Source organism: Halopseudomonas litoralis, from assembly GCF_900105005.1.
GTDB lineage: Bacteria > Pseudomonadota > Gammaproteobacteria > Pseudomonadales > Pseudomonadaceae > Halopseudomonas > Halopseudomonas litoralis.
The window spans coordinates 2,336,594-2,356,763 of the sequence record NZ_LT629748.1 but is presented as its reverse complement, the minus strand read 5'-3'; the positions used below and the strand labels follow the sequence as shown (position 1 = coordinate 2,356,763).

Below are 20,170 nucleotides of genomic sequence, written 5' to 3'. Positions count from 1 at the left end.
GAATCGAGCAGGAGCAAAATCCATGTTCAATTGTTTCAAACGATGGCTGCCGGGCATGGGAATGGTCCTGTTGGCAGCGTCGGTCCAGGCACTGGAAGTGGGTGATCAAGCACCGGATTTCGAACTGCCCGGCTCGGACGGTGAAATCCATCGTCTGGCGGATTATCGGGACAAGCAGGCGGTGGTGCTGGCCTGGTTTCCCCGCGCCTACACTTCCGGCTGCACCATCGAATGCAAATCTCTGGCGGAGAATGGCCATCTGATCCGTGAATACGATGCTGTCTATTTCATGGTCAGTGTCGACCCGCTGAGCAAGAACAAGGGGTTTGCTGCCGAGACCGGCGCCGACTTCCCGTTGCTCAGCGATGAAGACAAGTCGGTAGCCAAGGCCTATGGCGTACTGCACCCGCTGGGTTTTGCCAGGCGTCACACTGTCTATATTGGCAAGGATGGCCGGGTGCTGAAGATAGATACGGATGTGGAGCCGGCCTCCTCCGCAGAGGACATGGCCGCGACCCTGGGGGAACTGGGTATCGAGCGACGCGAGACCGCGCAATAGCCGAGTGGCCCCAGACGTTTGTCTAGGCGCCTGACTTCAACTCGCAAATCCAGATGGTATGACGCGCGCCGCGATTGCCGTGGGCGAACACCTGCACTTCTTCAGCCCTGAAGCCTGCCTTGCCGAGCCGGTTGGAGAATTGGCGATCAGCGGTCGCGAACCAGACGGCGAGTATACCCTTGGGTCTCAGCGCGCGAGCGCAGGCCGTCAACCCATCAAGGGAATACAACCAATTGTTGTTGCTGTGGGTAAGCCCTTCGGGACCATTGTCCACGTCCAACATGATGGCGTCGAAACCCCTGGGCTCCGCCTGCAGGATCTTCGCCACGTCCTCGTTGAGCACCCTGGCCCGAGCATCCAACATGGGATTGCCGGCCTTGGCACCGAGCGGCCCGCGATTCCATTCGATGACCCCGGGCACCAGCTCCGCCACCTGCACTTCGGCATCTTCAAGCAAATGCTGCAGCGCTGAAGCGAGGGTGAAGCCCATACCCAAACCACCAATCAATACCCGAGCGCGGGGCCGTGCCGCGATCTTCTTGCAAGGGATCGCAGCCAGCGCATCTTCGGAGCCGTGCATGCGCGTATTCATCAGCTGCCCGCCCTTGCCGCCCTCCAGCTTGATGACAAAATCCTCGCCATATTCGAACAGGCACAGGGCGCCGCCGTTATTGGGAATGGGCGCGGTATCGAGCAGAACGTAGCGTTTCATGGCGATCTCAGGTCAGCAGTAAAGGCGGCAGTATGCCTGATCAGGTGGCGGCTCTCTGCGCTACCGGCATCTGTGGAGCAAGGCGCCACATTGCGGTGAGGCACAGCAGAAGGGCGCCCAGGGCCAAAGCACCGCCCACCAGGCCGACGTTGGCCAGCCCCATCTGGATGGTTATCTGGCTGCCCAGCAGGGCGCCCGCGCCGATACCCACGTTGTACAGTCCCGAGAACAATGCCATCGCCACGTCAGTGGCATCGGAGGCCATCTTCAGTACCCGCGATTGCAAGGCGAGCGTGAAACAGAGGATGGCGATGCCCCAGACAAAACAGACCAAGCCCAGGCCCCAGAAGGTGTCGGCCGAATACAGAAGCAGCAACATGCACAGAGCCAATGCGAGCAAGGTGCCCACCAGCACGCTGCGCGGATAGTAAGGGCTGTAGCGGCTGAACAGCAGGGCGCCGAACAGCCCGGCACCACCGAACAACAGCAGCAGTCCGGTGATCTGATTACCGATCAGGCCGCCTATTTCGCGGGCAAAGGGCTCGATATAGCTATAGGCGGTGAAGTGCGCCGTGACGCCCAGCACCACCAGCACATAGACCGCCATCAGCGCAGGGCGCTTCAACAATACCGGCAGGCTCTTGAGCGACCCGGCATTCTGACTGGGCAGTAGCGGCAGCATGCGCATCAGGCACACCATGGTCAGTAATGCCAGCACAGCAACACCCAGGAAGGTGACACGCCAGCCGACCAACTGGCCGACCAGCCGGCCCAGGGGGATACCGAGCACCATGGCCAGAGTGGTCCCGGTGGCCAGCAGACCCAACGCCTGCGCTTCTCTGCCTGGCGGCGCAACGCGCACCGCCAGAGAGGCGGTGATCGACCAGAATACCGCGTGGGCCAGAGCGATACCGGCGCGGCTGAGCACCAGCACATCGTAGCTCCACGCCACATAGGACAGCAGGTGACAGACGATGAACAGCAGGAACACGCCGACCAGCAGTCGGCGACGCTCTATATTGCGCGTCAGCAGCATCAGCGGCAGTGACGCCAGGGCCACCAGCCAGGCGTATACCGTCAGCATCAGGCCGACCTGTTCGGGCAGCATGTCGAAGCTGGCGCCAATGTCGCTGAGCAGCGCCACGGGCGCGAATTCCGTGGTATTGAAAATGAAAGCGGCCAAGGCCAGCGCAACCACACTGAGCCAGCTGCCCTGAGGGGCGGTATCCGACGTTGTCATGAAGAGTGAAACCAGAATAGGAGAGGAGCCGGATGCTTGCAGTGAGGAGCACTGCTGGCCGGGTGGCGGCTATTTTAAAAGCCTGGTGGATAAAGCGCAAATGGGAACGCTGGTCGTTGCGCTGTTGGCTCGATGGAGTTGAGCGGAGCTTGCGATAATACGGCGAGCTCCGCTCAGATCCTGCCGCGTCAGTGATTGATGTCGACGTTCTTGGTCTCTTTGCCAACCACCAGCGCAATCAGCGTGATGAATGCCATGCTGGCAAGATAAACCCCGACCAGGAAAGGACTGCCATCACCCACACTCCACAGCCAGACGGCGATAAAGGGTGCAACGGCAGCGCCGAGGATGGACGATACGTTGTAGGAAATCCCCGATCCGGTATAGCGCACATTGGTGGGGAACAGCTCGGGGAGCAGGGCGCCCATGGGACCGAAGGTCATGCCCATCAGACTGAAGCCGAGAATCAGCCAGGCCATCACCCCGACGAAACCCATATTGAGCAGCGGCACCCACAGCAGGCTGAACCCGATGATACCCAGGGTGACCAGGATCAACGTCTTGCGCCGGCCCAGCCTGTCGGCCACCAGGCCGGACAGCAGCGTGAATATACCGAAGAACACCACACCGACAATCAGCATCAGCACGAAGTTGTTATAGCTGTAACCCAGCCCGGACAGTTGACCCGCTGCCGGCTCTATCGGCGCGCGTCCATAGCTCAGCGAAAAGGTGGTCATCAAATAGAACAACACGTAGGTCGCGAGCATGTAGAAAGTGCCGAGAATCAGCTCGCGCCAGTTCTTGCGCATCACTTCACCCAAGGGCAGCTTGACTACCTTGCCGGCGGAGACGGTTTTCGAGAAGGTCTTGCTCTCCACTAGGTTCAGGCGAATCCACAGGCCGATAATCACCATCACCGCGGAGAACAGGAAGGGGATGCGCCAGCCCCAGTCGAGAAACGCCTCGGACGGACGCGATGGATCATCCGACGGCAGTGCGGCGGCGACGATCAGAAACAGTCCGTTGGCGATAATGAAACCCAGCGGCGCACCCAGTTGCGGGAAGGTGCCGAATAGGGCGCGTTTACCTGCCGGTGCATTCTCTGTGGCCACCAGCGCCGCTCCCGACCACTCGCCGCCAATGGCAAACCCCTGCGCCAGACGCATGATCACCAACAGCAAGGGCGCCCACCAGCCAATCGCATGATAGGTCGGCAGCAAACCAATCAGGAAGGTGGCGACGCCCATGGTGAACAGGGCGTAAATCAGGGTTTTCTTGCGCCCGACCTTGTCTCCCAGATGCCCGAAAAACACCGCCCCGAGCGGGCGAGCGATCATCGCTGCACCAAAAATGGCGAAGGAGGCCAGCAGCGCGATGGTCTCGTTGCCAGGCGGAAAGAACAGATGGGGAAAGACCAGCACCGCAGCCGTTGCGTAAACGTAGAAGTCATAGAACTCGATAGTGGTACCGACGAGACTGGCGAGCATGACGCGGGAGCGGGAGTTGGCTGGAGCTTCTTGGCTGGAGACAATATTTTCGGGCATGGGCGGCGGGCATTTTTCTAATGAATGAGCTGTCACGCACGCAGCGGCGGGCCGGCTGGGCGGATAAGACAGAGTGGGGCGCTATCTTCGCTGATCTGCGGTTTCGGCGCCACCTGCATCCTTTTTGCCAACTGGCTCACAGGCCTGTTTTCCCGAGTCGGTCCGCCTGTCCGGATTCTGATATAACGGCCAGCTTGTTCGTCAGACGAAGGAACACAGGATGTTCGCCCCGGCCAATACCGCGTATTTCACGCTCGACATTCCCCGCCTCGACCACGACTTCAAGGTGCTGTCATTTCAAGGCACCGAAGCCATCAGCCAGCCCTATTGCTTCGAGCTGGATCTGGTCAGCGAACGTCCAGACCTGGATATCGAAAGCCTGCTGCACCAGCCGGTGTTTCTCAACTATGCCGGCCCGGGCAAGGGGATACACGGTCTCATCCACAGCATCGCCCAGGGCGAATCCGGCAAACGCCTGACCCGCTACCGGGTCACCCTGGTTCCGCGCCTGGCCTACCTGCAACACGCGACCAATCAGCAGATCTTCCAGCACAAGAGCGTGCCGCAGATCATCACCGAGATACTCAAGGGCCACGGCATTTTCACTGACAGCTTCCGCTTCCAGCTGCGTGAAGAAGGTCCCGAGCGTATTTATTGCACCCAATACGGCGAAACCGACCTGCATTTCATCCAGCGCCTGTGTGAAGAAGAAGGCATCCACTATCACTTCCAGCACAGCCCGGACGGGCATCAGTTGGTATTTGGCGAAGACCAGACCCTCTTCCCCACACTGCCGCCAACCCGCTTCAACCAGGGCAGTGGCATGGTCGCCGACGAACCGGTCATCAAACGCTTCAACCTGCGCCTGCAAACCCGCCCCAGCCACGTCAGCCGCCGCGACTACAACTTCGAAAAGCCGCTCCTGCTGATGGAAAGCGCGGCGCAAAGCGAAGCTCTACCCGCCTTGGAAGACTACGCCTACCCAGGCCGCTTCAATCACCGCGACCGAGGCACCCATCTCACCACCCGCACCCTGGAAACCCACCGCAGTGACTACCGCCTGGTCAATGGAGAAAGCGACCAGCCGCTCTTGATCAGCGGCCACTTTTTGGCGCTGACCGAGCACCCCAGGGAAGACTGGAATGATCTCTGGCTACTGACCTCGGTAACTCACGAAGGCAAACAACCCCAGGTACTGGAAGAGTCCGTCACCAGCGATGTAAATCCAGAAGAGGATTTTACCCAAGGCTACCGCAACACCTTCACCGCCACCCCCTGGGATGTGATCTTCCGCCCCCAAACAGTCCACAAAAAACAACCCATCGCTGGCAGCCAATCCGCCGTCATCACCGGCCCCGAAGGCGAAGAAATCCACTGCGACGAACACGGCCGCGTCAAAGTCCAGTTCCACTGGGACCGCCACGGTCAGGCCGACGGCAAAACCAGCTGCTGGCTGAGAGTGGCCAGCAACTGGGCCGGCGACCGCTACGGCGGCATCGCCATTCCAAGAATAGGCATGGAAGTCCTGGTCTCATTCCTCGAAGGCGACCCCGACCAACCGCTGATCACCGGCTGCCTGTACCACAAGACTCATCAAGTCCCGTACAACCTGCCTGAGCACAAAACCCGCAGCGTCTTCAAAACCCTCAGCAGCCCCGGCGGCGACGGCTTCAATGAACTGCGTATCGACGACAAGGCCGGTGAAGAGCAGATATTCATCCACGCCCAGCGCGACTGGGACCAGAACATCCAGCACGACCAGCACATCCGCGTGGGCAACGAACGCCACGACCGCGTCGAGGCCAACAGCTACACCGAACTGCTGGCCGAAGAACACCACACCACCCACGCCGACCGCAAAACCGAAATCAAAGCCGACGACCACCTGACTATCGCCAATAACCAGCACATCAAGATCGGCACTGGCCAGTTCATCGAAGCCGGCCAGGAAATCCACCTGTCCAGTGGCATGAAAGTAGTCCTCGAAGCCGGCAGCGAAATCACCTTCAAAGCCGGAGGCAGCTTCGTCAAGATCGACCCCAGCGGGGTGAGTCTGGTCGGGCCGCAGGTGCGGATGAATTCGGGTGGGAGTGCGGGGAAGGGGAGCGGCGCGGTGCCGGTTTTGCCTGGGCAGACGGAATCAGCAGATACAGATAGAGGTGGTGGGTTACTTGTCCAGGCGGGTGCATACAAGACTCCTGAGGTACTGATCCCTGCGCAAAAACAGGCGTTGCAGCGTGCGGCCAGACAGGTCAAACCATTCTGCGCTATCTGCGAGCAACAGGAGCAGAAGCCGTGACCACTACCCACGCATATTTGCTACTTGATAGCGCGCAGGTGAATGATTTGATGGTGCAAATTTATCAGTTGGAAGACGCCCCTGAGATTCATCTGCTCTATCAGAATACGCGCTACCATGCCTTGGCTGATAGCGGCCCACTGCTGATTCACCTGCCTACGGGTAGTCGGTTGGAGCAGCATTTTGTCGAGCATTGGCAGGCTAGTGCCGGACTATGGCTTGAGAGTGATGGGAACGAGTCGGCGTTGGTAGAGCATCTGCGCAGCCTTGTTCATGTCCGCATTGGCTCCGACGTGACTGTGCTGCTGCGATACCATGATCCACGAATCATGCGCCATTGGTTACCCGATTTGCCGCCAGAAGAATGCGATCGGATGATGGGGCCAATGCGGCGCATTCGTTTGCCTGTTTTGCATGGTGAAGATCAAATAGATGAGATTCGCCGTACGCATCCGGCCACTACTGCCCAGTACAACGATACCCCTTGGCTACGCTTGAGTGATGAACAGGTCGAACGACTTAACCGAGCTCAGTTGATGGAGTTTGACCTGCGTTTGCTGAGGCATATCGATCAGTATTTCCCCGATTGTCTGGCTGGCTGGGAGCCTAACACTCGTTTCGCCTGGGCCGCTGCCTGTCGGCAGGGCGCACAGGACCATGGCTACAGTGCGGCGGACGAAGTGGCGCAATGGGCGAGTCTTTGTTCTGTGCTGGGAGTCAACTTCCCTAAGGCTCCGGCTCACCACGTCTATCAACAGATATTGGCCACATCGCATCTGCCAGGTAAAAAACGGTTGGAGCGCCTGGTTCTGGAACTGCAATGCCAAATGCTGACCGACAAGGAAGTCATCGTATGACTACTCACAGCCACGACCAGGTCTTGCGCCTGGCCAGTGCCAATCAGGCCGCGAATAAGAATTTTGCCAGCGAAGACCTGACCAGCCCTGTTGCCGCTTGCCCGGCGCGCCAGGCTGAGCTCTTTATCGTGCCGGTACGCTATGCGCTGGCCGAACAGGCAGCCGAGCATGCCAGTTTTCAGCCAGGTGTAACGCCAAGCAGTCATCCTATGGCATTGCGATGCCTGCGCAAGGGTTATCTCTACATTTGGCACCAAAACAGCCAACTGCAACGCTATGCCATCGCAGATGATGGATTGTTGTTAGAGCAGGAGCTTGATGCGCCCGATACGCCAGTATCCATGGGCGGTCAAACGGGTGTCGCATTGAATACGCAGCACTCCGCCTGGTTGATGTTCTGCGAGATTCCATTGCCCGCACCTGTCTGTCAGCGTCTTCTCGATTCTGCTGAAGAGCGCACGATTCATATGCGTCATGTCAACTTGCCTCAGGTCGCCAATGTACTCACTGCGGCGCACTGCCCGCCACTGGACGCGGGCGACCAGTTGGTAGCCGAGTTGATGCCTGAAGCACGGGACAAAGCGTTGGCCCATGACTACCGACAGCATGGCGATAGCTACCGCGAGAATGTCCGGGTGCTCGGTCACCAGATGAGCCGTGAGCCTACACCAGCGCGGGTGCAGGCCTACGTGGATGCTTCTGTCCAATTGAGCGAAGGCTCGACTGCTGCTGCTCGCCATCCCGCATCAGAGGAGCAGGGGCCGGGGCAATGGAGTTCGGTGGCCTGGGATGTGCCCGCTACCGATGTCTGGTTTGCTCGGGCGCGTAGCGAAGCTGGTCAATTGCATGCTGTCTTTGCTTGCCTGGATGATGATCTTGGTGCACTGCGGGATATCAACCATGAACAGGAGGAAGTGGAAGCTGAGCATGAAAACTGGGTCGCTGATAACAGCCTGCGACAGAGCGTTGGCGGTTTTATTCGCAGCCTGATCCGCGAGGATGGGGGTGAAGTGGCCAACCTGCTGAACTACCGTTACCGCGATCAAGACATTCACCTGACCTCTGAACAAAGTGAGACCATCCTCACCAGTCAACGCCAGCTCGAAGAATTGTTAGAGGAAGAAAGCCGAATCAACCAGGAGCGTGGTCGGCTATACGGCCATTCTGAAGCTGACGCCAAGCTTGCCAATGTACATGCTGAGGTCAATGCTGCAACCCAACCGGTACGAGACTTCATACCTCCTGAGTTCTATCACGAGGCCAGCCAACTGGTACGGGAGTACCGCAAGGATAAGGCCAGCAATCTGGCCGGCGGGCGCTTCTCTGCCCAGGTTACTGAGCACATCAATCTGGAGCGCATGAATGGGTGGCTGGATGACGAGGCTCCAGCACATTATCGGCAGGTGGAGGAGCGTCATGTTGCCTTGTACGCTGACCGAGCCAGCTTTCTGCCCCGCCATGCTTCTGGCACATGGTTCGCTGACCATGCTGACCCCGCTCACCAGCGCTGGCTGGACGAGCTCGCCGATGCCTGTCTCAGTGCTCAGTGCAGCCGTCAGGCAGGAGCTGAGCAGTTCGCTGGTTACTTGCGTTCTGGTGACTTGGGCAGCTTGCGGTTGATCTTCCATGCCTGGAGATCTCCCCTGGAAGCGGCAGTCAACAGTACCAGCCGCCTGAACGAAGTGGTTGCGGCTCTCAGTCTGGACAACCTGGCCGAGACCCGCGCAGCGCTCGGTAACACCTTGGATGAGCCCACCTTGCTGGCGTTTCAGCGGCTTGCCGATGATGTTGAAGGCTATTGGGCCAGGACCGTATCCCGTTTGGGGGCCGCGTTGCTGTTGACCAGAGCGGAGACCGGCATCGCTGGGCATTGGATGGGTTTGATGCTGGCAGCACGCTTCGGTCAGGACTCGCGGTTGGTGCGTACCATGGAAAATGGAGTGGAAGCCTGGCGACTTGTTGGGCAGAAGGCGGATGCGCTGCGCCACTGGACACAGAACACCGCTCAGGCCATTCGCAGCGGGCAGATTGCCGGAGTAGCCCAATTACCGGCTATAAAAAACAGCGGTGGCATCCTGCCGCTGGCCGCTCTGCTGCTGAATGCCCTGAACGCCAGCACCTACGCTAGCCAAGGGGCGTTACTCGAAGGGGAAGGCGATCAGCGCCGCGCCGAGCGGCTTTCCGCGACCCTGTATACCGCGGCTGCCCTGACTGCGGTGGTGCAGAATTGGATAGTTATTGGGAAGGGTATGGATGAAATTGGGCGAAACGCGACTGTTGCGCCAACTTTGACATTGTTTGGCGGAGTAGTAGGGACTGTTTCGGCAATTGCAGCGTTTCAAGAGTTAAAAGCTTTACGATCCCAGATAGAAAATGCTCGAAGTCGTATCGACCCATGGCTGGAAATACGCAGGCAGGCTGTATCTGGACAGATGCTTGTCTATGGGACGCAGGGCCTGCTTGGCCTCAGCCTGACCACCATGCGTTTGGCCAATCAGATCGATACTGCTACCGCCATTCGCCGTTTCCGTCTGGCCATGGGACCGCTTAACTTACTTCTGCTTGGGCTGGGCGGTCTTTATCTTTACTCCTGGTCGCGCCAGGCCACGCCCTTGCAGAATTATCTGGCAGGCTGCTGCTGGTCACATGGCCGAGCCTATAAGAAAGAACAGCTCAAACCGGAAGTACAACTTCAAGAGTTTGAGCTGCTACTGGCGCTGCTCTATAAGCCACGATTGGCGTTAAAAGTGCAAAGTGTACGAACCCCCGGCGCTCTGGGAGACAGCGTCAGTCGGAACGCTATTGCTGCCTTGAACATAGATTTGCCTGCGGCTGATCCCGCTAGCGTATTGCTGGAGTTATCCCTGGGTGGAAACACGCTGCCAGATAAGCTTCGTTTGTTCGGAGATAATCGGGGTACGCCGATTGATTTGGGCGAAGCTTGGCTCAGCAGCAGTCGCTGTACCTGGATACCTCCAGATGAAGGCCAGGGACTGCGCCTGAGTGGCAGCTTTGCTCGGCCCCTGTTGCGAGCCTCGCTGCGGCTGCGCTACCACGGCCCACTGGCGTTGCTGGCAGGAATGGAGACCGTGATAGGTGGTAGCCGTGGAATAGCCTATACCCTGGGCCCTGATGCCCTGCTCAGCGAGGGTGAGATAATCGAGTTGCGCCCGGGAGATACCAGCGTCGTGCTGGATGATGTCAGATCCTATCGTTTGGACGGTACTCAACACCTGCAACCCAAGGACGCCGTATGACTCAAGCCGCCGCAGGCACCAGTAAGAAGGGCCTGTTTTCCCGTGACGATTACCTTGCCCCGCCACATATTTCCACCGGTCAGCCGCCCAGGGACATGCTGAATATCATCTGGCGCAAGAATGACGTGTTTCTCGATATCGGGTCATACAGTATTGGGTCGGCACTGATGGTGATATGGCCCGTATTCCTGATTTTCGCTTTAGCCATTTATAATGAGCGAAATGAAGGAGAATATTTCTGGGGAATGCTTTCTCTAGCTTTCTTCATGCTCGGTATCCCTATTCTGGTTCTGCTTTACAGTTTAATCCGGCCGGTCCCGTCTCCCGTACGCTTCAATCGCCAACGGCGGGAAGTCTGTGTACCGCAGAAGGATGGCAGCTACTGGATAGTGCCCTGGGAGCAAGTGAGTGCCGCCGCCACAGCTGTCTCCTCGATTGGTCAGCATGGCAAGACCACCCAGGGACTATTGGTGGTCGGCTTTACCAATCCTGACCCGGACGCAACGGAAGAGAATAAGCACTTCAGTCTGGGCTTCAGTTGTGGCGGCGGCATCCCTGCGATGCGTTTATGGGAGTGTATACGCAGTTATATGGAAGTCGGGCCCGAGGCGGTGCCTGATACTCGCCTCGGCAGGAGGCCATACGAGGAAACCCAGATGGGTTCTATCGTAACCAGTCTGCGCAAGGGTGATATCAAGGATGTCATGCAGGGACTGTTCTTCGTGGTCTTTCTGGGAACCTATTTTGCCGAGAAATTGCAGAACTGGAAGCTCGTACCGCCGCCCGACTTGACCGACCCGGACATCGCTGCCTGGTCTCGCCCTCTACCGCCCGAGCAGTGGGCACGCCGCTCCATCGAGCTGGAGCGGACCGTTGCCGAGCGGGAAGCAGATCTGGCTGGGGAGACACCTGGTATATGACCCAACCCGCCGCAGGCACCAGCAAGAAGGGCCTGTTTTCCCGTGACGATTACCTTGCCCCGCCACATATTCCCACCGGCCAGCCGCCCAGGGACATGCTGAATATTATCTGGCGCAAGAATGACGTGTTTCTCGATATTGGGTCATACAGTATTGGTTCCGCAGTAATGGTTATTTGGCCCTTGCTGGTGCTGTTTATATGGATGGGCTGGTTAACCGGCGCAGAAGTCATTGGAGACTCTTTCTATTGGTACGGATTCATGTGCTTTTGTGGGATTCCTATTCTGATTTTTCTTTATGGTCTGACCCAGCCTGTGCCTCCTCCCGTTCGCTTCAATCGCCAACGGCGGGAAGTCTGTGTGTCGCAGAAGGATGGTAGTTACTGGATAGTGCCCTGGGAGCAAGTGAGTGCCGTCGCCACAGCTGTCTCTTCGATTGGCCAGCATGGCAAGACCACCCAGGGACTATTGGTGGTCGGCTTTACCAATCCTGACCCGGACGCAACGGAAGAGAATAAGCATTTCAATCTGGGCTTCAGTTGTGGTGGGGGCATCACCGCCATGCGTTTATGGGAGTGTATACGCAGTTATATGGAGGTCGGACCGGAGGCCGTTCCAAGATGCTCCTTTGAAGGCGAAGCCACAGGGCGCAGTCTCCTCGGGTGGTTGTTCAGCTTGATAGGTGATGCGCTAAAGTCGTTGATCAAAGGGGATTTTAAATCAGCCCTCAAGGACCTGTTCTTTACCTTCCTTCTTGGCGCTCCACTGGGCTTTTATCTACAGGAGCGGAAACTGCTACCGCCGCCCGACTTGACCGATCCGGACATCGTTGCTTGGTCTCGCCCTCTACCGCCCGAGCAGTGGGCACGCCGCTCCATTGAGCTGGAGCGGGCCGTTGCCGAGCGGGAAGCAGATCTGGCTGGGGGGACACCTGGTATATGACTCAAGCCGCCGCAGGAGCCGAATCTGTTTTCGAAAGCATCAGGAGCAAGACGTACTTTCATTATTCAAGCAGAGGGTGGCGGATGTACATCTATCGTGGACGGAAGCTATAAATACCATTTTCAGGCTAAAGCAAGGTTTGTCAGGGGTAGATGCCCTCGATGCTCACTCCTGTCTTATCGCGAGTCGTTCATCAAGGGTTCGATGCGGCTCTGGGGAATACCGCCATCTCCCTCGCATCGCTTCGCCTGTGGCAGGATGTCGCAGAAAACATTAAAGTGACGCCCCGAAACTGCAGAGCGAATGCCATGCTGGCCCACAGCGCAGAACTGACCATGACCGTCCTGATGACGCCGGACAAAGCGAATTTTTCCGGCAATGTGCATGGTGGTGCCTTGCTCAAATACCTGGATGAAGTCGCCTACGCCTGTGCCAGTCGCTACGCGGGACATTATGTAGTGACCATGTCCGTGGACCAGGTGAACTTCCGCCAGCCTATTCAGATGGGTGAGCTGGTGACCTTTCTGGCTTCGGTCAATTACACGGGGACTACGTCCATGGAGATAGGTATCAAGGTCATCACTGAAGATATCCGCGCCAAAACGGTTCGCCACACCAACAGCTGCTTTTTCACCATGGTCGCAGTGGATGATAGCGGCAAGCCTACCTCCGTCCCGCCGCTGGAGCAGGTTACCTCGGAACAGAAGCGCAGGTTCTTCCAGGCCAGGCAGCGCAGGCAGATTCGCCGGGAACTGGAGCAGCGTTATCAGGAAATGAAAGCGACCGACTTCAACTCGGACAGCTCCGCATGACCAAGACATTTGCTCTGTTCGCGCTCACCGCGGTGGCTGAAATCGTGGGTTGCTATCTGCCATACCTGTGGTTGAAACAAGGCAAAAGTATTCTGCTGTTGATCCCGGCTGCAGCATCGCTGGCGCTCTTCGCATGGCTGCTATCGCTTCACCCAACGGCCGCTGGCCGGGTCTATGCGGCATATGGTGGGGTTTATATCGGCACGGCCATCATCTGGCTCTGGCTGGTCGATGGCATCAAACCGACAACCTGGGACCTGGTTGGGTCAGCGGTGGCCATTCTGGGAATGGCGATCATCATGCTTGCGCCCAGAGGATCATCGATATGAGATAAACAGGGCGGCAGGCAGCAGATCACCTTTTACGATTTCAAAAATAAAAACAAGATAAAAACATGGCAGCACCCAAACGATTTCCCCACCGTCCTTTGCCGACACTTGCGCTGATGGCAGCGCTGTTGCTGCTCATGGCGGCTCTTGCCAACTATCTTATCCATAGTGGCCCAGAGACCTCATCGACGGCGTCGCCCGGCGAAGCTGGTACCCACCCTGAACCGAGCAAACCGTCTCAGCCCAAGCCCTTGGCCGAGTTCACGGGCAACGAGAGTTGTGCCGGCTGCCATTCCGAACAGCATCTTGCCTGGCAAGACTCACAGCATGCCCACGCCATGGCCCATGCAACGGCTGACAGCGTGCTGGCGGATTTCAACGGTACTCATTTTGACTATGCGGGTATCCGCTCCCAGTTTCGTCAGGAGGGTGATAAATTCCTTGTGACCACCGATGGGCCCGATGGCCAACTGACCGAGTACGAAGTTCTATATACCTTTGGCGTCGATCCGCTGCAGCAATACCTGATAGATCTGGGTGGCGGCCGTCTTCAGGTATTATCCATCGCCTGGGACACCCGCCCGGTCGCTGCCGGGGGGCAACGCTGGTTTCATATATACCCCGATGATGAGCTTACCCATACCGACCCGCTGCATTGGACGGGGCCCAATCAGAACTGGAATTTCATGTGCGCCGATTGTCACGTCACCGACTATCGCAAGGGCTACGATGCTCAGACGCAGGCGTTCTCCGCGCAGTGGTCCGAATTGGGCGTGACCTGCGAATCCTGCCACGGGCCGGGCAGTCGGCATCTTGAATGGGCTGAAGGGCAATCCTGGCCGGACAAGGGGCTTACCGTACTGCTTGATGAACGCCGTGACATGCACTGGATGCATGAGCTGGAGCGTGTCACAGCCCGGCGCAGCAAACCCCTGGCAACCGACAAGGAACAACAGATTTGCGCCCAATGTCATTCCCTGCGCAGCGTGGTTACCGAGGGCTATCATGCCGGTTTGCCGCTGCTGGACTTCTACCGTCCGGAGCTGTTGGTTGATCCATTGTATTTTGCTGATGGTCAGCAACGTGAGGAGGTATTCATCAGTGGCAACTTCGCCCAGAGCAAAATGCACCAGGCGGGCGTGACCTGTAGTGATTGCCATGAGCCCCACAGCCAGAAGCTCCGTGCAGAAGGCAATGCGCTCTGTTCCACCTGCCATTCGCCTGTCGAGTTCGATCGACCGGAACATCACTTTCACTCCGCGAGTTCCGATGGCGCACAATGTGTCAGCTGTCATATGCCTGAGCGCACCTACATGGTCATTGACCCGCGGCGGGACCACAGCATCACCGTACCGCGCCCGGATCTGGCGCAGCAGCTGGGAACGCCAGACGCCTGCACCAGTTGCCACACCGACCGGGAGCCGGAATGGGCGGCGCAGCAGATTGTCGACTGGTTTCCGCAGGGGCGCTGACAAAGTGCGTCCCACCACGCCGTGACCATCGCTGCGGCAGATCAGGGTGAACCGGCCGCGCAGCTGGAGTTGGCGGCGCTGGTCAATGATTCGCAACTGGCGCCGATTGTCCGGGGCAGTGCCGCGCAGCGACTGAATCCGGAGGCGGGAGGGGAGCCATTGGCGTCGCTTATTCGTGGTCTGGCCGATACCGACCCCTTGGTACGCCTGGGTAGCATCAGGGCGATGGAAGATGCACCGATCGCGCTGCGCACCCGCCAGCTGCTGCCGCTGTTGGATGATCCCCTGCGCAGCGTGCGGAGTCTGGTCGCCAGCCTGCTTGCCGACGCTGCCATACCTCCATCACACCAGACAGGTTTTGATCGCGCCTTGCGCGAATATGAACAGGAACTGGAAATCAATTCCGACCGGGCCGGCCACCTCGGTCAGCTCGGAATGTTGCGCCTGCGTCAGGGGCGCAGCGGCGAAGCGGAGGAGGCTTGGGATAGGGCGATCAGCACCGAGCCATTGCATGTCGCCGCCTATCTGAACCTGGCCGATCTGCTGCGCAGCCAGGGACGAGAGAAAGCTGCCGGGCGGCTATTGCATGATGCCCTGGAGTTGATGCCGGAAGACGGGTTGCTGCATTACGCGCTGGGTTTGTCGCTGGTGCGGCAACAGCAGCGAGATGAGGCGTTGAAACACTTCCGAGAAGCCTGGAGGCTGAGCCCTGAAGATCCTCGCACCGGCTATATTCTGGCGGTCGCCTTGGAGTCGGAAGCCCCGAAAGAGGCGTTGGAACTGCTGACTGTTGCCAGTGCACGGCATCCGAACAACCGCGAACTGTTGTGGGCCGGTGCCAGCTTCGCCCTGCGTCATGGTAATCAGGAGCTTGCGCGGCATTATATCGAAGCATTGCTGCAACGGGACCCTGCGGACCAGCAAGCACTCAGATTGCAACGCATGACTACGGACAAGATGCCCGCTCCACACTGATCTGCCGGTGGCGCACGATCAGGCATAAAAAAAGCCGACCTTGTGGGTCGGCTTCTCATCGGCGGAACACTTATTTTTGGTAAGCGTCGACTGCCTTCACAATTTCCGCACGGGCTTCGTCAGCGTTGCCCCAGCGGTCAATCTTGACCCACTTGCCGGCTTCCAGATCTTTGTAGTTCTCAAAGAAATGCTGGATCTGCTGGATCAGCAGTTCAGGCAGGTCGGTATGTTCCTTGATGTCCTTGTACAGCACGGACAGCTTGTCGTGCGGGACGGCAATCAGTTTCGCATCGCCACCGCCATCGTCGGTCATGTGCAGCACGCCAACCGGGCGGCAGCGGATCACTGCGCCGGGAGCAACCGGGTGCGGCGTAACTACTAATACGTCCAGCGGGTCGCCATCGTCGGCCAGGGTGTTCGGAATGAAGCCGTAGTTGGCCGGGTAGAACATCGGGGTCGCCATGAAGCGGTCGACGAACAGCGCGTTGCTGTCCTTGTCGATCTCGTACTTGATGGGCGCATGGTTGGCCGGGATTTCGATGGCGACATAGATGTCGTTGGGGACGTCCTTGCCTGCTGGGATCTGGTCGTAGCTCATGGGTTACCTGATGCGGGACACGGTGAAAAGGGATGGTCGTCTATGCAACTGACGCCATGAAAAATATGGGCGGAGATTATAGGCGCTTGGGCGGGGTTTACCAAGTTAAACCTTAGTCCAGCACCCCGCTGTGCCCGCCGTCCTGTGGATGGACGGGCACAGCGGTCAATTTCACACCTCGAACGGGGCCAGCTTGCGCTCTACCGGCAGGTTCTGCAGACGTACATAATCCGGCAGACCATTCTTGAACGGAGGAGTGTCTTCGCCCTGGATCAGCGGCGACAGGTACTCACGACAAGCGTCGGTGATATGGAAGCCGTCTTCGGTAATGAATTCACGCGGCATGAACTTCTCGACGTTGGCCACTTCACTCAGTGGCGCTTCGATGATGTCCCAGCGGTAGGGCGTGTCTTCGAGACGGCGGATCGCCGGCATGATGGCGTTCTTGCCTTCCAGTGCGATGCGAACAGCCGCCTGACCGAGGGCGTAAGCCTGATCGACATCGACCTTGGAAGCGATATGGCGAGCCGCACGTTGCAGGTAGTCGGCCACCGCCCAGTGATACTTGTGACCGAGCTTGTCGCGCACCAGATTGGCAATGGTCGGCGCAACGCCGCCCAGCTGGGCGTGGCCAAAGGCATCGGTCAGGCCGGATTCGGAGAGGAACTTACCTTCGCCATTCTTGATGCCTTCGGACACCCCGATCACACAGTAGCCGTGGGTCTTCACGCACTCGTCGACGCGAGCCAGGAACGCAGCCTCGTCGAACTCGATTTCAGGGAACAGCAGGATGTGCGGCGCCTCGCCTTCGGCTTCGCTGGCCAGACCGCAGGCGGCGGTGATCCAGCCGGCGTGGCGGCCCATGACTTCGAGGATGAACACCTTGGTCGAGGTGGCGGACATGGAGGCCACGTCATAGCCAGCTTCGCGGATGGAGGTGGCAACATACTTGGCGACCGAGCCGAAGCCGGGGCTGCAGTCGGTGATCGGCAGGTCATTATCGACCGTCTTCGGCACGTGAATGGCCTGAATCGGATAACCCATGGTTTCCGCCAGCTGGGAAATCTTCAGGCAGGTGTCCGCAGAATCGCCACCGCCGTTATAGAAGAAGTAACCAATATCGTGAGCCTTGAATACCTCGATCAGCCGCTCGTATTCAGCGCGGTTGGCTTCCAGGCTTTTCAGCTTGTAACGGCAGGAGCCAAAGGCACCGGAAGGCGTGTGACGCAGCGCAGCGATGTTTTCCGCCGACTCGAGGCTGGTATCGATCAGGTCCTCGGTCAGGGCGCCAATAATGCCATTGCGACCAGCGTAGACTTTACCGATGCGATCCGGATGCTGGCGCGCAGCTTCAATCACCCCGGCAGCGGAGGCGTTGATGACTGCGGTTACTCCGCCTGATTGAGCATAAAAGGCATTTTTGACGGTCATGCTGACTCCATGATGTGTGGGCTGATGCCAGATACGACAACCGGACTACCGAAACGGTTGCACGAGGTCTGTCACTTACTGCAGAACGATAGTTGGCGAAAGAATGGCGCGCATGATAGCCGAATGAGCGCCGTTTTGCATGATTGCCTGTCGGGTGGTGTTTGCCTTCCTTTCCAGCAGGATGCCAGGGCTGGGGAGAGGGGGGCGGCCCATGTTAGTATCGGCCGCTTGACAGTTTGACTACAGGGTTGGCCGATGCATCTGCACATTCTCGGTATTTGCGGTACGTTCATGGGTTCGCTGGCCTTGCTGGCGCGGGATCTCGGGCATCAGGTCAGCGGCTCCGACGCCAACGTCTATCCGCCCATGAGTACCCAGCTGGAAGCTCAGGGCATTCAGTTGATGGAAGGATATGACGCCGCGCATCTGGACCCCGCACCGGACATGGTAGTAATCGGCAACGCCCTCTCGCGTGGCAACCCAACAGTGGAATATGTGCTGGACAAGGGCATTCCCTACGTCTCCGGCCCCGAATGGCTGGCCCGGCACGTATTGCAGGACCGCTGGGTATTGGCCGTCGCCGGCACCCACGGCAAGACCACGACCTCCAGCCTGCTGGCCTGGATTCTGGAAGACGCCGGCATGGCGCCTGGCTTTCTGATTGGTGGCGTGCCGCAGAACTTCGGCATTTCAGCACGCTTGGGCGACACGCCTTTCTTCGTGGTCGAGGCCGACGAATACGACAGCGCCTTCTTCGACAAACGCTCGAAGTTCGTCCATTACCGCCCGCGCACCGCCATTCTGAACAATCTCGAATTTGATCACGCAGACATATTCCCCGACCTGCCCGCCATCGAGCGGCAGTTTCACCATCTGGTACGCACCATTCCCGCCAGCGGACTGATCATCTACCCGCAGCAGGAGCAGGCACTGCAACGAGTAGTCGACATGGGCTGCTGGACGCCTTGCCAGACCACCGGGGAGGGCGGCAACTGGCAGGCCAGATTGCTGGCAGCCGATGGCTCGCGCTTTGAAGTCTTGCTCGATGGCGCATTGCAGGGTGTTGCCGAATGGCAGCAGACCGGCGCGCACAGCGTGGCCAATGCCTTGACTGCACTGGCAGCGGCGCGGCATGTCGGAGTCACCCCGCAACAGGGCATCGCCGCACTCGCCGGCTTCGCCAGCCCCAAACGACGCATGGAAAAACTGGCGGAGATCAACGGTATCATTCTATACGACGACTTCGCACACCATCCCACCGCCATAGCGACCACGCTCGCTGGATTGCGCGCGCAGATCGGTGAGAAGCAGCTTATTGCTGTCATCGAGCCACGCTCCAATACCATGCGCCTGGGCAGCCACATGGCAGCGCTGCCAGCCAGTGTGAAAAATGCCAGCGAGGTCATCTGGTACCAACCGGCTGGGCTGGACTGGTCGCTGGACGGCGTGGTTGAACAAAGCCCGGTTCCGGCGCAGGTGATGACCGATATCGACGCCATCATTGATCAGGTGGTGACCCGCGCCGCGCACGGCACCCGCATCGTGATCATGAGTAACGGCGGCTTCGGCGGCATCCATCAACGCATGAAGCAGGCGCTGGAGATGAAACATGGCTGAGCGGAGAGTGACGCTGGCAGTGACCGGCGCGTCGGGCGCGCAGTACGCGCTGCGCCTGCTGGAATGTCTGGTGCAGGCCGAAGTGCAGGTGCTGTTTCTCATCTCCCAGGCCGCACAGTTGGTCGTGGCCACCGAGACCGAACTGCAATTGCCACCCAAGCCCCAGGCTCTGGAACAGTTCCTGACCGAACGCTACAACGCCAAACCAGGGCAGATTCGCGTCTACGGCAAGCAGGACTGGATGGCTCCGGTCGCTTCCGGCTCCGGCGCACCCTCAGCCATGGTCGTCTGCCCGTGCAGCACCGGCACCTTGTCAGCCATCGCCACCGGCGCCAGCAACAACCTGATCGAGCGCGCCGCTGACGTAGCACTCAAAGAGCGCCGACAACTGATCCTGGTCCCCCGAGAAAGCCCCTATTCCACCATCCACCTGGAAAACATGCTCAAACTGAGCCGCATGGGCGCAGTGATCCTGCCGGCCAGCCCCGGCTTCTATCACCGGCCCGAGTCGATCAATGATCTGGTGGACTTCGTGGTGGCGCGGATACTCAATCAACTGGGATATGAGCAGACACTGATGCCGCGTTGGGGGGAGTGATGGGGCGTT

The 20,170-nt window shown here is 58.8% G+C and carries 17 protein-coding genes; 12 read left to right on the top strand and 5 right to left on the bottom strand.

The genetic code is table 11. The annotated features are described in order from the left end of the window. The first annotated feature begins 22 nt into the window (after positions 1-22). Entirely contained in the window at positions 23-559 is a 537-nt protein-coding gene (locus tag BLU11_RS11475; RefSeq protein WP_090273471.1) for a peroxiredoxin, read from the top strand. Between the two features lie 22 nt (positions 560-581). Here BLU11_RS11475 and BLU11_RS11470 read toward each other — a convergent pair whose 3' ends face one another. The 3 genes from BLU11_RS11470 to BLU11_RS11460 all read right to left on the bottom strand — a co-directional run bounded on the left by BLU11_RS11470 (position 582) and on the right by BLU11_RS11460 (position 4,055). Then, positions 582-1,271 carry a spermidine synthase gene (locus BLU11_RS11470; protein ID WP_090273470.1) on the bottom strand — a complete coding sequence of 230 codons (690 nt, stop codon included), beginning with the start codon at positions 1,269-1,271 and terminating at the stop codon, positions 582-584. Between the two features lie 40 nt (positions 1,272-1,311). After that, the gene (locus BLU11_RS11465; RefSeq protein ID WP_090273469.1) at positions 1,312-2,511 is read right to left on the bottom strand and encodes a sugar transporter; all 1,200 of its coding nucleotides are present in this window, start codon (positions 2,509-2,511) and stop codon (positions 1,312-1,314) included. 188 nt (positions 2,512-2,699) lie between these two features. Continuing rightward, positions 2,700-4,055 (bottom strand): MFS transporter, encoded by a 1,356-nt coding sequence (locus BLU11_RS11460; RefSeq protein WP_090273468.1) that lies wholly within the window; start codon positions 4,053-4,055, stop codon positions 2,700-2,702. Positions 4,056-4,275: 220 nt separating this feature from the next. On the opposite strand from BLU11_RS11460, the gene tssI reads away from it, so the two are divergent. The 9 genes from tssI (at position 4,276) to BLU11_RS11415 (ending at position 15,917) form a co-directional block, all read left to right on the top strand. Continuing rightward, a complete protein-coding gene (tssI, locus tag BLU11_RS11455) occupies positions 4,276-6,354 on the top strand; it encodes a type VI secretion system Vgr family protein (RefSeq protein WP_090273467.1) in 2,079 nt (692 codons plus the stop codon). Beyond that, positions 6,351-7,211: a DUF4123 domain-containing protein gene (locus tag BLU11_RS11450; RefSeq protein ID WP_090273466.1), complete on the top strand. Its 861-nt coding sequence runs from the start codon at positions 6,351-6,353 to the stop codon at positions 7,209-7,211. Before tssI ends, BLU11_RS11450 begins: the two co-directional genes overlap by 4 nt. Continuing rightward, positions 7,208-10,468, top strand: coding sequence for a toxin VasX (locus BLU11_RS11445; protein ID WP_090273465.1), 3,261 nt, complete (start codon positions 7,208-7,210; stop codon positions 10,466-10,468). The genes BLU11_RS11450 and BLU11_RS11445 overlap by 4 nt, the downstream gene beginning before the upstream one ends. After that, positions 10,465-11,388, top strand: a complete 924-nt coding sequence (locus BLU11_RS11440) for a DUF6708 domain-containing protein (protein WP_090273464.1) — start codon at positions 10,465-10,467, stop codon at positions 11,386-11,388. Before BLU11_RS11445 ends, BLU11_RS11440 begins: the two co-directional genes overlap by 4 nt. Continuing rightward, the gene (locus BLU11_RS11435) at positions 11,385-12,329 is read left to right on the top strand and encodes a DUF6708 domain-containing protein (RefSeq protein WP_090273463.1); all 945 of its coding nucleotides are present in this window, start codon (positions 11,385-11,387) and stop codon (positions 12,327-12,329) included. Before BLU11_RS11440 ends, BLU11_RS11435 begins: the two co-directional genes overlap by 4 nt. 308 nt (positions 12,330-12,637) lie before the next feature. Further along, entirely contained in the window at positions 12,638-13,141 is a 504-nt protein-coding gene (locus BLU11_RS11430) for an acyl-CoA thioesterase (protein WP_090273462.1), read from the top strand. After that, positions 13,138-13,470 carry a YnfA family protein gene (locus tag BLU11_RS11425; protein WP_090273461.1) on the top strand — a complete coding sequence of 111 codons (333 nt, stop codon included), beginning with the start codon at positions 13,138-13,140 and terminating at the stop codon, positions 13,468-13,470. The genes BLU11_RS11430 and BLU11_RS11425 overlap by 4 nt, the downstream gene beginning before the upstream one ends. A gap of 65 nt (positions 13,471-13,535) precedes the next feature. Further along, positions 13,536-14,942 (top strand): cytochrome c3 family protein, encoded by a 1,407-nt coding sequence (locus BLU11_RS11420; RefSeq protein ID WP_090273460.1) that lies wholly within the window; start codon positions 13,536-13,538, stop codon positions 14,940-14,942. Positions 14,943-14,963: 21 nt separating this feature from the next. Then, the gene (locus tag BLU11_RS11415; RefSeq protein ID WP_090273459.1) at positions 14,964-15,917 is read left to right on the top strand and encodes a tetratricopeptide repeat protein; all 954 of its coding nucleotides are present in this window, start codon (positions 14,964-14,966) and stop codon (positions 15,915-15,917) included. A gap of 70 nt (positions 15,918-15,987) precedes the next feature. On the opposite strand, the gene ppa is transcribed toward BLU11_RS11415, so the two are convergent. Both ppa and BLU11_RS11405 read right to left on the bottom strand, forming a co-directional pair. Beyond that, entirely contained in the window at positions 15,988-16,515 is a 528-nt protein-coding gene (gene ppa / locus BLU11_RS11410) for an inorganic diphosphatase (RefSeq protein WP_090273458.1), read from the bottom strand. Positions 16,516-16,686: 171 nt separating this feature from the next. Continuing rightward, a complete protein-coding gene (locus BLU11_RS11405) occupies positions 16,687-17,946 on the bottom strand; it encodes a 6-phosphofructokinase (RefSeq protein ID WP_090273457.1) in 1,260 nt (419 codons plus the stop codon). 255 nt (positions 17,947-18,201) lie between these two features. On the opposite strand from BLU11_RS11405, the gene mpl reads away from it, so the two are divergent. Next, the gene (gene mpl / locus BLU11_RS11400) at positions 18,202-19,563 is read left to right on the top strand and encodes a UDP-N-acetylmuramate:L-alanyl-gamma-D-glutamyl-meso-diaminopimelate ligase (RefSeq protein WP_090273456.1); all 1,362 of its coding nucleotides are present in this window, start codon (positions 18,202-18,204) and stop codon (positions 19,561-19,563) included. Continuing rightward, positions 19,556-20,161 (top strand): flavin prenyltransferase UbiX, encoded by a 606-nt coding sequence (locus tag BLU11_RS11395; RefSeq protein WP_090273455.1) that lies wholly within the window; start codon positions 19,556-19,558, stop codon positions 20,159-20,161. Before mpl ends, BLU11_RS11395 begins: the two co-directional genes overlap by 8 nt. The last annotated feature ends 9 nt before the right edge of the window (positions 20,162-20,170 follow it).